Source organism: Pseudoalteromonas umbrosa (assembly GCF_030125375.1).
Taxonomy (GTDB): Bacteria; Pseudomonadota; Gammaproteobacteria; order Enterobacterales; family Alteromonadaceae; genus Pseudoalteromonas; species Pseudoalteromonas umbrosa.
In genome coordinates this window covers 38,725-51,459 of sequence record NZ_JASJUU010000004.1, presented here as the reverse complement: position 1 = coordinate 51,459, position 12,735 = coordinate 38,725, and the positions used below count along the sequence as shown (strand labels likewise).

At 42.6% G+C, this 12,735-nt stretch carries 10 protein-coding genes; 3 read left to right on the top strand and 7 right to left on the bottom strand.

Going from position 1 to position 12,735, the window contains the following annotated elements; all coding sequences use genetic code 11:
* Nucleotides 1–54: 54 nt before the first annotated feature.
* Entirely contained in the window at nt 55–2,481 is a 2,427-nt protein-coding gene (locus QNM16_RS15135) for a zinc-dependent metalloprotease (RefSeq protein WP_284021294.1), read from the bottom strand.
* A gap of 161 nt (nt 2,482–2,642) precedes the next feature.
* On the opposite strand from QNM16_RS15135, the gene QNM16_RS15130 reads away from it, so the two are divergent.
* Nucleotides 2,643–3,611, top strand: coding sequence for a class 1 fructose-bisphosphatase (locus tag QNM16_RS15130; RefSeq protein ID WP_284021293.1), 969 nt, complete (start codon nt 2,643–2,645; stop codon nt 3,609–3,611).
* 15 nt (nt 3,612–3,626) lie between these two features.
* On the opposite strand, the gene QNM16_RS15125 is transcribed toward QNM16_RS15130, so the two are convergent.
* From QNM16_RS15125 to QNM16_RS15110, 4 genes are all read right to left on the bottom strand, one after another.
* The gene (locus QNM16_RS15125) at nt 3,627–3,944 is read right to left on the bottom strand and encodes a hypothetical protein (RefSeq protein WP_284021292.1); all 318 of its coding nucleotides are present in this window, start codon (nt 3,942–3,944) and stop codon (nt 3,627–3,629) included.
* A 14-nt stretch (nt 3,945–3,958) separates the two neighbouring features.
* Nucleotides 3,959–4,744 (bottom strand): ATP-binding cassette domain-containing protein, encoded by a 786-nt coding sequence (locus QNM16_RS15120; protein WP_284021291.1) that lies wholly within the window; start codon nt 4,742–4,744, stop codon nt 3,959–3,961.
* Nucleotides 4,741–5,562 carry an ABC transporter permease gene (locus QNM16_RS15115; protein WP_284021290.1) on the bottom strand — a complete coding sequence of 274 codons (822 nt, stop codon included), beginning with the start codon at nt 5,560–5,562 and terminating at the stop codon, nt 4,741–4,743. The genes QNM16_RS15120 and QNM16_RS15115 overlap by 4 nt, the downstream gene beginning before the upstream one ends.
* A 100-nt stretch (nt 5,563–5,662) precedes the next feature.
* Entirely contained in the window at nt 5,663–6,688 is a 1,026-nt protein-coding gene (locus QNM16_RS15110) for a substrate-binding domain-containing protein (protein ID WP_284021626.1), read from the bottom strand.
* Nucleotides 6,689–6,968: 280 nt separating this feature from the next.
* On the opposite strand from QNM16_RS15110, the gene QNM16_RS15105 reads away from it, so the two are divergent.
* Complete coding sequence (locus QNM16_RS15105; protein ID WP_284021289.1) at nt 6,969–8,156, top strand: ROK family transcriptional regulator; 1,188 nt, start codon at nt 6,969–6,971, stop codon at nt 8,154–8,156.
* A gap of 20 nt (nt 8,157–8,176) precedes the next feature.
* On the opposite strand, the gene QNM16_RS15100 is transcribed toward QNM16_RS15105, so the two are convergent.
* On the bottom strand, nt 8,177–9,013 hold the full coding sequence (locus QNM16_RS15100; protein WP_284021288.1) for a sulfurtransferase: 837 nt from the start codon (nt 9,011–9,013) through the stop codon (nt 8,177–8,179).
* A gap of 89 nt (nt 9,014–9,102) precedes the next feature.
* Here QNM16_RS15100 and QNM16_RS15095 point away from each other — a divergent pair, with 89 nt between their 5' ends.
* On the top strand, nt 9,103–10,104 hold the full coding sequence (locus tag QNM16_RS15095; RefSeq protein WP_284021287.1) for a glycosyltransferase family 9 protein: 1,002 nt from the start codon (nt 9,103–9,105) through the stop codon (nt 10,102–10,104).
* 6 nt (nt 10,105–10,110) lie between these two features.
* Here the strand turns inward: QNM16_RS15095 and QNM16_RS15090 are convergent, their stop codons facing one another.
* A complete protein-coding gene (locus QNM16_RS15090) occupies nt 10,111–12,423 on the bottom strand; it encodes a bifunctional diguanylate cyclase/phosphodiesterase (RefSeq protein WP_284021286.1) in 2,313 nt (770 codons plus the stop codon).
* Between the last annotated feature and the right edge of the window lie 312 nt (nt 12,424–12,735).

Genomic DNA, 12,735 nt, shown 5'->3' with positions numbered 1-12,735 from the left:
CATTCATCTAGCAAAAAGCCCCTATATGGGGCTTTTTTCATAGTGACTCAGAGCTTAAATCGGAGACCCTGGAGGCATAGCCAAAGGTGCATAATTTGCTGGCCATTTGCCTTCTTTTAAGAAATGCTGAATATGCTCACCTAAATAAAGTGCAAACGCATCAGCTTTACCTGGACTCGAAAACAGCGACTGTTCTGTCGTGTCTTGCGCAATTTGTCGTAAGTAATAACGTAGCTGTGCTTGCACCTCTGGTGCAACCTTATCGCTCAGGCTCAGATCCGCCATGCGATAAGCCGTTAAATACTGAACGCGTTGGTTCAACTTTTTCGCCATGGTAGATTTTGCATTAGCTTCAAATACATGTGCATGGATCTTTGCCAATACTTCATCACTGCCTAAATAGCTATCATTACGCGCATACTGCTGAGCAACGCGATTTAAACGCTCGGCATTCAGTAATAACTTCAGTGTGTGCTGGGTTGCCATTTCTGGTAATGCCATAGCATCTAACGTCAAGCCTGTTCTGCCATGAACACTTTCGCGATTTCTCGACTCACCGTAAGCCTTAGGAGGGATCACCGCCAGTACAGACTCAGGAATAATCAGCGACTCAGGTGATAATGTCTCCAATAGTGCTTGCAATGCATCCACTTGCTGCGATTTTTCCACAACATGTGCACCTTTTACTTTGTCTTCACCACGTACTTCATAGTCATAATCAACGCCGCCTATCAATTTCACAGCAGACTCAACTTGATACCTGTGGAATAAATACAGTGGCACCAACTTTTCTTCTAACTGTGATAAAGCAACGCCTTTTTTGATGTTATTAGGACCAAATTGAGCCAGTGCTTGTTGACGAATGCCCATAACGCGACGCAGCTCAGCTGTTGGGTCTTCACCATTATCCCACAAATGTGCCGTAGGATGAGCACCACCTTGTGGTCTTGCGTCCGCATCAGAGATATACGCCAACCCCATGTCGTTGGTCTGCTTAATCACTTGCGCCAGCGCTTGCGCTTCATCTGTGGCACGATAGTCACCATAGCCGTATTTGACCGCTTGAATATCCCAAGCCCCCATGCCAGAGGCATAACCTTTGCTCACATCAAGCTGTCCACCATTGGTAAATTGCACCAGTGGGTGTGGATAATCCATAACGGATGCGCGGCCATCTGCTGATGCAGCAAAGTTATGAGCAATACCTAAAGTATGACCAATTTCATGTGCACTGAGTTGGCGAATGCGATCCAGCGCCATATCATGTAGTTTTTGAGTAACTTCATCGCCTTTGATATAAGGCGCAGCAAGCGCTTCTGCAATGAGAATATCTTGACGTACTCTCAATGACCCCAGTGTCACATGCCCTTTGATGATTTCACCTGTTAACGGGTTGACAATAGATGCGCCATAAGACCAGCCACGCGTTGCTCTATGAACCCATTGGATCACGTTATAGCGCACATCCATCGGGTCTGCTTGCTCGGGTAGCATTTTCACTTCAAATGCGCCTTTATAACCAGCTGCTTTAAATGCATCATCCCACCAACGAGCACCATCAAGCAATGCGGTTTTTACCGGCTCGGGTACACCGGGATCTAAATAGTAAACAATCGGTTTTACTGGCTCAGACACTTTGGCCGTAGGATCTTTTTTCTCTAAGCGATGACGCGGAATATAGCGGACATACATCGAGCTTCCTAAAGGTGCCGAGTAATCTTTGTGCTCGATACTCCAAAATCCTGATTGAGGATGAAACTGACGTGGCTGATAATTTTCATCAGGTAACTCTATAAGTGAATGACGCTGGTGTACCGTGATGGCATAAGGATCTGCCACAGCTTGGCGTACATACTTACCGGGGTTGCCGCCTTTAAACGTCAGTACGGCCTCTAACTCGGTGTTTTTTACAAAAGCCTTTGAACGCTCAGAATACACTGCACTGCGACTTGCATCTAGGCTATAGCTTCCTTGTTCAGTTGCTTTTAAGCGACGCGATACACCATGTACATCCGATAAAAGATAAGGCGTGTAATCAATTAGAACACTGTCACTGTCCTCAGCAACTACTTTAAAACCATGCAAAATACTTGATGCAAACGCCTCTTTGACACTTTGCCGCTCGGCATGATTGTCTGCACTGGCTCGATAATACGTATTGTTTGCGCGCAACATGACTTTATTGCCAAAGCGCTCAAACTGTACCAAGTGTGTGCCACCAAGCTGACCTCTGTCTAATCCGATGTCATTAGAACCAACGCCATAAGGCAAACTGTGCTGTAGTAAAAAAGGCTGTGCAAATTTATCTACATCTAGGTAAATTTTACCGCTGCTTTGATCTGCATAAAATGAGTAAAACCCAGGGAAATGGTTAAACTTATCAGTAAATTCGTCAATAGACTTAATTGCTGCCTGCGCATGCGTTATCATAGGCAGCAACAAAGCCGAAACGAGATAAGGGGTAAAATGTCTCTTAATCATAATTTTGTCTTTGTTATTTTCATGTTTTGTGATTGTTTTTTGGCTAGTATATAAAATTGTATACAAAAAACAGTGATTCAAGACGAAATTCAGCGCAGTTCGCAGTGCCTCTCTCACATTAAAACCACTGCGACCCGACAAACGTTATCAGGATTTAAAATATGCGTAGATTACCGCCGGTGTTATTTGAAGATGGATGTTCTAGAGAGTTAGTTTCTCTTATCCGTACTCTTTTGGCCGCTTGTAAAGAGATCTCCTTCCGCGTAGGACAAGGTGCACTATCAGGTGTGTTAGGTTCTACCCTAGATGAAAACATCCAAGGTGAGACCCAGAAAAAATTAGATGTTTTATCAAATCAGCTAATTAAAGACATCTTGTTAGAATCTGGCTACGTAAAAGCAATAGCGTCTGAGGAAGAAGACTACACTATTGCAGGCGATCCAAACGCCAAATACATAGTGTCTTTTGACCCACTAGATGGCTCTTCAAACACAGATATCAACTCATTAGTTGGTACCATTTTCTCGATTATGGAAGCACCTGAAGGTTCGGATGCAGCTGATCCGGCTATTTTTATGCAACCAGGTAAAAACCAAGTTGCAGCAGGTTATGTACTTTATGGTCCTTCAACAACACTCGCTTTGACCACAGGTAAAGGCACACGTATCTTCACGCTAGACAAAACACACGGCAGTTTCTTATTAACCGAAGACTTTGCAAAAATTCCTGAAGATACGCAAGAGTTTGCAATTAACGCTTCTAATCAGCGCCATTGGCAACCTGCGATGAAAAATTACATGGCCGATTTATTAGCAGGCACAGAAGGCCCTAGAGGCAAGAACTTTAACATGCGTTGGATAGCTGCCATGGTTGGCGATGTGCATCGTGTATTGTGTCGCGGTGGCCTATTTACTTACCCTGCGGATACTAAAAACCCTGAAAAACCTTACAAGCTAAGATTACTATACGAAGCAAACCCAATGGCAATGCTTGTAGAGCAAGCTGGCGGCCTAGCACACACAGGTGAGCAACGCATTCTAGACATTGAACCAACTGCAATCCACCAGCGAGTAGCGGTTATCCTAGGTTCAAAAAATGAAGTTGAAACTTGCTTAAACTATCATAAGTAACTTCGTCGCATGAGGTCATTCTAACAGTGTTAATAAGCGTGTTAGCTTGGCCTCGTCTATTCCGCCCATGATATCTGGATCTGACAGAGCATAAAGACTCCCTTCCAGTTCACCAACTACATACTCCTCACGCTGCAATAAAACATTCGCCCATAGCTCTAAATCTGCAATACAGATCTCTCCATCAATAGTGCGCTGCAGCACCTGTTTGAGAGTGGCTACCGACAAACTATACATACCGAGCTGCTGCTTGGCACCTAACATAATAGAGATTGCATCATCACGATGCTCGCCAAACTCTGCAAAACAGCTAACCGCCTCTGAATAATTCACTCTGTCCTCATTGATTAACTCGCTTGAGCTATGCCTAGTTCAATACCATTCATATAACCCAGTAATTGTGCCTGACTGACCTCATCTATCGCAACATCAGCAACGCTTTGTCCTTGAAATAAAATAACAGCACGGTCACACAAGGTATCAACTTGTTGTAAATTATGACTGATCAGAATTATGGCTATCCCCTGTGAGCTAAGCAAGCGGATCAATGTCACCAAGCGCGCACATTGCTCTGCACCCAAAGCCGCCGTTGGCTCGTCCATAACAATAATTTCAGCACCAGCATACACAGCTCTTATAATCGCGACTGCCTGTTTTTGACCGCCAGAGAGTGTATTTACTGGAGCGTTGATATTGATCAGCGGCATGCCAAGTCGCTGCAATAATTTTTTGGCTTTTCTTGCCATGGCTTTTTTATCTAACCAGCCTAGAAGTTTTAGTACTCTATGTTGATGCAATATTTCTCGGTTTAAAAATAGATTTTCGACAACACTGAGTCCTTGTACCAATGCCAAATCTTGATGGACAACGGCTATTCCGGCTTGATAAGACGCGCTTGGGGTGCATATAGTGCGCTCAATTTGACCAACTTGGATCTTGCCCTGATCAGGTTGAGTTAAACCAGCCAAACACTGCACTAGGGTCGATTTACCCGCCCCATTGTCCCCAAGTAAGGCAACCACTTCACCTCTATTAACCGTAAAGTGAACCCCCCTAAGCACATTGATACCTTCAAAGCTCTTATATAATCCACTGACTTTTAAAGCCGTTTGGTCTAACGCAGTACGCTTCATAACTTTTGTGCCCTCGATGTGATGGCCACAGCCACAATTAAAATACTACCTTTTACCATCATCTGCTCATTACTGGAAAAGCCACTGAATATAAGGGCATTATTAATACACCCAAGCAGCCATACCCCGAGTACAACAGCGAAGATATTAACCCTGCCACCAAGCAAACTACAGCCGCCAATGATCACAGCGGCGATAGCAACCATCAAATCAGACTCGCCGATTGTGTATTTGGCACTTTGCATTCTTGCCGCATATAACAAACCTGCAAACGCACAAAACCCGCCACACAGTGACATGGCAATCATACGGGAGCGAGATACATTTAACCCCATTCGGTGTGCTATCGATGAGTCTACTCCCACGGCAAATAAATGACGCCCAAAACGAGTTTGAGTCATAATTAACGCAGCTATTATCACCAGCCCTGCAAGCCATAATAAAAAACTGGGCACCCCCAATACTGTGCCATGGCCAAACAGGGTAATAAAATGGGTATGAATAATTGGAATAGACTGAAGATCTGAAAGCTGCCTTGCAAACCCAGTCAAAAACCCCAACATGCCTAAAGTGACTATTAACGGTGGCAAAGCGAAACGCTCACACAAATAGCCGTTTATTGCCCCAATACATACTCCCAAAGACAATGCGAATACAACGGCCACCGGCAGACCATAAAGCGGTAACACCAAAGCAGCAGCCATACCACAAAGGGCAACAATTGCACCTATTGATAAATCAATATAACCAACAGATAAAGCAAAGCTTAAACCAATTGCCATAACAGCAATAGGCGCAGTTTGGAGTAAAATGTTCAATAGATTTGCCGTGGTAAAAAAAGCAGAACCGGACAGAGATAATATGAAAACCAGCATCGCGCTCGTAAATGCATAATATATTAATGTATGTCTATTGAGCTTACTGGGCATCACTCCCCCTATCTCGCATCAGACTATCCGCTGTAGATTGCTTCAATACTGTTTGTAATATCTTTGGTAGTGGAGTCTGAAAAGCAAGTTGCCAAGAAGCTTCGATATTATTGGCAGTCACAGCATGATAACTCACTTGTGTATATAAGGGTGTCGTAACGCCAGTAGCAGCGCCAGCCCCTATTCTCGCCATCAAGGTTCCGATCTCGAACGGACGATCAGAGACTGTGCCATACATATTGCCATGCAAGGCCATATCAATAAGATTGTTCGTACCCAAATCATGGGTGATCACTTTAATGTCTTTACGATTTGCAATCCTAAGTGCCTCAATAACCCCCTCAGCAGCAGCATCCCACGATACATATATGGCAGAAATATTTGGATTTTGGATGAGCATTGCTGACGTGAGCTGCGCTGTTTGATTTTTTTTCACAAATCCTTTTTGTACGCTCAATTCGATATCATCGTATTGCGCAAGTGCACGTACAAAAGCGGCATCCCGTTGGTTGGTAATATAATAATCGGCCTCGTGGTAAATCATCCCTACTCGCCCTTTATTTGAAATAGCTTCTGCAACTAGCTTGGCTGCAGCTTGACCCATTCCTTCAACATTATCACCGACCAACCCAGCATAGTCTTCTCCATGTATAAAACCGGCTATTGGATTACTGAGCAGCACCAATTGTGTACCGCCTTTACTTAATCGCAAATAGCTGGGCTTAGAGCTAAAACTATCAATACTCAACGATAACAAAATATCTGGCTCTAAAACGGCCAATGTCTCCAAATCTGTTATTTGCTTTGCCGAATCATAGTGTGCCTCCGTCACCGCTAACACCTCAATGCCCAAACGTTCAAACTCTTGCTGGGCACCCAATGTCACCGCATTTACCCATGGACTAGAGCCATGCCAAGCCATCGCTGCAGTAAGGGTTGCAGTTTTAACATCGTCTTCTTGCTTCGTTGATAAAACGTAGCTGGTATTGCTATGTGCAAACTGAGCTGACATCACAAAAAACAAACAACTCCATGCACTTAATCGCAGTTTTCTACAAAATTGAAGGTAATATTTATACGTAAAATAACGGCGTTTCACTTAATAGTTCCTTTAATGAAAACCTGATTCAGTACATTTGATCAGCATTCCTATGTTTGTCAAATAATTTTACTTAACCTTGAATGGACTATCTGAGAAGCTAAAACATTTAAAGTATTCGAAAATAGTGCCATGTGTAATAAGATAGAGTGTCTTGAATATGATTTAGATACGTGTCGACGAAAAAGGATACAAAGTGAAAGGGTCAAATGCTAAACAGAATAAAGCCGTTAATTTACGTTTAGTATTGACGCAAATTGTCACATTAGGTCCAATTTCTCGCGCTGATATTGCACGAAATACCTTACTGACTAAACAAACCATCACCAATATGGTTGAAGCCTTATTGGCGGTTAATCTCGTAGAGGAAATCGGTGTCAAGAGAACGGAGAGTGCAGGTAAACCCTCAAAAATGCTGTGTTTAAATAAACATGCGGCATTTACCTGCGCAATGAGAGTGAGCCCCAATTTATTAGAGTTAGGCTTGTATTACCTCAATGGTGAATGTCATAGCCAAACGACCAAAGGCCTAATAACTCAACCTAACGCCCAAGACATCAAGCAAGAGTTAGAAAAGTTCATAGCGAAAAATGATATTAGCTTTGAAGCGATATTCGCTGGTGGCTTATCTATTCAAACGGACCAAACTGATGCAATATCTCAGCATCAAGTTAATCAACATCTACAATCACAATTAAGTGAATTACTTAATCTACCTATCGCATTAGAAAATACCGCATCGGCATGCGCGGCTTACCAAATGCTATTTGGCGAAGCCAAAACATTACATAATTTTGTGTATCTGCATTTGGGCAACAAAGTAGAAGCTGCGGTCGTATATGATAGGCAGATCATGCTCGGACAAAACGGGCTGACTGGGGCTATCGGCGATATATTTGTCACTCCAGATCAAGATGAAAGCACCGCAGAGCTAGGAACTTTAAATAAATACGCGTCGATTAACGCATTAAAAACCTTTCTCGACGGCTGTAATGAGGACACGCTCCCCATTGAGCAATTAGATCCCTTAAGTCACCCAATGTGTAAAAAGTGGATAACGCAAGCGACTGAGCCACTTCGAATTGCGATTCACACCTTAGAGTCATTGCTGAATACTCAGACTATCATCATTGGCAGTGATATCAGTGAAGCATGCCTTGATGCACTTATTTCTTCACTTAGGCCTTTTATTCCGTCTATCGCTCAACTTGGCAAACGGGACATAGTTAGACTCATCAAAGTGCCAAATATCGATAGTATCGCACTGACTGGTATTGCAACACTGCCCCTACATGCAGCGCTTAATAATAAAAACATGCAAACATTGCATATCCCTCCTTTTTGGTCAGGCAGCGCATTGCAAAGTACGGTTTTTTCACAGTGAAATTTGTGCAACACACTTGACTATGAAGGGCCTACCTCTACCGGGACTCCTTCTAGCTTGCTCCATTCACTCCACGAGCCATCATATACCTGTAAGCGTGTATAACCGCACTCTGTCGCGACTAAAGCCAAAATACATGCAGTGACTCCTGAACCACAGCTAAATTGGAGCGTTGTTTTGTTGTGCTCTGCGCCTAGCGATACTATGCGATCAGCTATTTTAGAGATGGGTTTTAACAACCCTTCTTCAGTCAACAAACTGCTATAGGGCAAATTAACACTATTGGGGATATGACCTTGACGTCCTTGACGAGGTTCACTTCCTGAACCTTCAAACCGTGTTGGGCCTCTGGCATCAAACAGTAAAGTATCTTGGCAATTAATTCCGGTCAGGACTGCTTTATGGTTTATGAAAAAATGCGGCTTTGGCTTTGCAATAAAATTACCAAGACTGTGAGCACTAGCATAGTCAGAGACAGTATCAAAACCACACGCTTGCCAATGCTTTAATCCTCCATCTAACACATATACATGCTCAAACCCCATTGATTTAAACATCCACCACGCACGTGCAGCACTAAACAAACCTTTATCGTCATATACAATGAGCGTATCCGAGTTATTTATCCCCAGTTGCTTGGCCTCAGCTTGAAAAACTCTGCTTGAGCACATCATGTTAGGAAGTGTAGATGCATGGTCACTGAAGGTATAACTTATATCAAATCGAAGTGCACCAGGAATAATCGCTGCAGGCTGATAGTCACCTGACTCACCGGGCTTCACGATCCCTGCATCAAGAATAATCACATCTTCTCTATTTTCGTACAACCACTGACTACTTTTTAAGTTTTTTACCATTTCGAACACTTATTTAATTAGTTTCAGTTAAATTCCAGCATCGCAAGCGCTATACTAGGGGGCTTTAATGCATATCTCAAATAATGTTTATGGGCAATCAAATCATTGATTCAAGTCAAGTAGATGGCGCTGTCTTAGTTGTATTGCCAAAGTTTATCGGCGATGCAATCAATACCCTACCAGCTTTAGAGCTTTTGAAAAAACTATATCCAACGCAACGAGTTTACGTGCTGGGCAGGCCATTTATGTCACACTTATTCACTCGCGCTGCGCATTACGGCACCGAGTTTATTAGTGATAAACGCTATGATGACGAAAAAAAGCATAGCTTTTTAAAAGTGGCCAAAGAGCTAAAGCTGCTTGATATTTCCATCGCAGTGTTATTGCGCGGTTCGCTTCGAGAAGCACTACTGCTCAAGATTGCTGGTGTTAAGACCATTATAGGCTATGCACAAAATGCAAGAAGCCCACTACTGAGCCACGCATTAAAACTCAATCAATCTGAGCACTATATTTACCGCTATTGCCAGCTTATCAACATCCCTCATGGTCAGCCCTTCGAGCAATTTAATACTCCAAAGTTAATACCTAAAAAAACAACATGCGCTTTAAGTAAAAAACGCAATATCGCGCTCTATCTTGGTGGTTCAGTTAAAGGGGACCGTCATTACCCACACGACTTGTCGCTAGAACTAATCAGCAATTTAGCCATGCGTGATGATATACATTTATATTTATTAGGTGATAAAGCGGAGAGAGAGGAAATGGAAACACTCCAATTTAAGGCGGGCAAAAACAGAGAAAAAATAACCAACCTAGCTGGCTTAATGTCACTGGATATATTAATTGATACCATCGGTGCTATGGACGCTATGATTTCTATTGACTCTGGTCCTATGCATATTGCCTCTGCGTGCGGGACGCCGTGTATTGCCGTTATTGGTCAAGGCACCTCTCCTTGGACGACTGTCGCCCCAAAACAAGAAAATTTAATAGCACTACACCATAATTCAATGTCGTTATCTAAATCACTCATGATAAGAGACGTTACTCCTAAAGCAATTACTGAAACGCTTGAAACCGTACTCTGAGCATATTTATACGGCTTTATGATGTTGTCCCAACCACTGAGTAAAGTCATCCGCCTTTAATGGACGACTTAAGTAGTAACCTTGCGCATAGTCACACTTCATTTCTTCCAATAGTTTTAATGACTCTACATCCTCAACTCCTTCTGCAACAACAGAAAAACCAAGCTGATGCCCTAAGCTGATTGTAGAGCGAACAATGCATTGATCCTGATGCGAACCAGCTAGCTTTAAAATAAACACCTTATCGAGTTTCAGCTCATCAATTGGCAACATTTTGAGGCGCCCTAAAGATGTTTGTCCAACACCGTAATCATCTAGAGAGATATGCACACCTATCTCTTTTAACGCGATCAAAGCGGCTATCCCTTTCTCCTCATTTTCAATCATATCACGCTCAGTAAGCTCAATAGTGATGAGATTGGCAGGCACAGAATATGTTTTTAACATAGCCAAAAGATGAGGGATAAACTCAACATCAGCAATATCTTGCGCTGATACATTAATAGCAGCTTTCATTGTAAGACCTTGCGCTGACCACACTGATATCTGAGACACAACTGTACGTAATACCCATTGTGTTAAATCAACTATCAAACCTGACTGCTCTGCAAGGTCTATAAATAATTCAGGTGAAACCCAATCTCCATTAGTACGCTTCCAACGTATCAAAGACTCCACTTTATCGACAACACCTGTGCGCATATTCAACTTAGGTTGAAATGTCATAAAAAGCTGCCCATCGTCTGCTTCCAAGGCTTGCTTAAGCTCATCGACAATTTCTAACCTCTCTAAATATGCCTCGTCTTCTCCCGTTTGATAAAAATAGACATCGTCTGCGCCATGAGATGCATTGTCTGCTGCGATTAAAGCACGTCGGATACTATCATCCGCGTTATCAGCTTGCTCAGGAATATGCACCACACCGACACTAAAGCGTAAATTTATATCAAAATTGTGGACCGTATAACTGGGGTTAAGCTTATTCAAAAAGCTGTCGACACATTGCTCCATCGTTGAGTCAGGTTTGGCCAACAGTACCGTTAAAAACTCATCTCCACCAAGTCTTACATTAAGCCCCTCAAAATCAGCTGTTACCTGCTCTATTCGCTCTGCAACCGCTTGAATACAGCTATCCCCTATACGAGGACCTAATTTATCGTTAATGTGCCGAAGCCCTTTAATATCAAGTACAAGCAGATAATAAACCTGCTCAGTAGAGAATAGAGCATCTAATATCGGTAATGCCGATGTTCGATTATAGAATCCCGTCAAAACATCATGGCTCGCTTGGTAGCGAATCTTCTTCTCCCTGGCTTGAATGTCATCCCCCATCTCATGGAATGCATCAACTAATTGGCATATCTCCTTAGTTGGACGTGTCTCGTGAATTTGTGCGTGATAATCACCTTTAGCAAAACGTCTCGCCATAACTGTAAGTTGCTGAAGTGGCGTCGCCAAATTACGCGCTAAAAAACCACTGGCAATAAAACCAAACAACATCGTAATACAAGAGAGAAATACTATAGTCAGAACAAGTTGATCAAACTCTTCATATTCAGCGCGCAAATCAGCGCTAAGCACCAAACTAACAGGAGCTTTCGTTAAAGAAGGCAAAGCAACTTCCGCATTCACATAAAGAGGGTATTCACCAAACCAGCGGCTAATTTTTTGTTCATGCAAATAAGTAAATAGATCCCTATCTTCGGGTAATTGAATAGAACTCGCTTTCATGCGCTCACCTTGGCTAATAAAGCTCATCTCCATCCCCGTAAGCCCTTTTAACTGCTGTGCTATGGGTTCATCAACAACAAAGCCAACAATCGTAAAGGCAATGGTTCTGGGCGCTTTAACTGGCAAGATTATGGCCTGATACAACTTTTTATCTAATACCACAAACGCAGAGCGCTCCTCATGTGCCAGTAACTCCTTCACTAACGGTCGCATATCTTGCGGTAACTCAAGCTGGTTTTGATTGGTGGAAATAAGTTTACCGCGCATATCCAAGAGCAACATCAGCTCAGCATTGATTCGCTGACTGTGGTTATAAAGCACACTACTTATCGTAGAAGCGTCCCTGGTGGCAACAGCTTGTTTGAAGCCAAAATCCTGAGTCAAAACGGACGCAGCCGTCACCAGTAACCTTTCTCTGGCAACTAAATACTGCTGATAAACGCTTTGCGCTTTTTGAATATCCTGTTGTACTTGCCGCTCTTTAAACTCGCTCGTCGACCACCAAAAGCCCGCAAGGCTGGCTATCGCCGTTATTAAAACGAGGCCAACGCACAGGATAATAATTCGGTTTTTAAAACTTGTGCCCATAATGTTCCTTTCAGATATCAATGAGTAGATATTGCTGACGGTAATATATAGTCCCAATTACTTGGTTTATATTAAGCATTCATTGATACACAGTTATGGCTAATCCAACTTATAGACCGTTATTTTTAGTAATATATTTCATTTATTTCAACACTCGTCACGTTGCTACTATTACTTGCCAAAAATAAATCGATGCTTGCCATTAAAAATATAGCTGAAAGCCATCAAATCGTGTGCTCTAGTTGAGAAAAAACGAATATTTAATACTTAAAAACGCACTTAACAATAAATACTCTTTATCAATAACGGTCT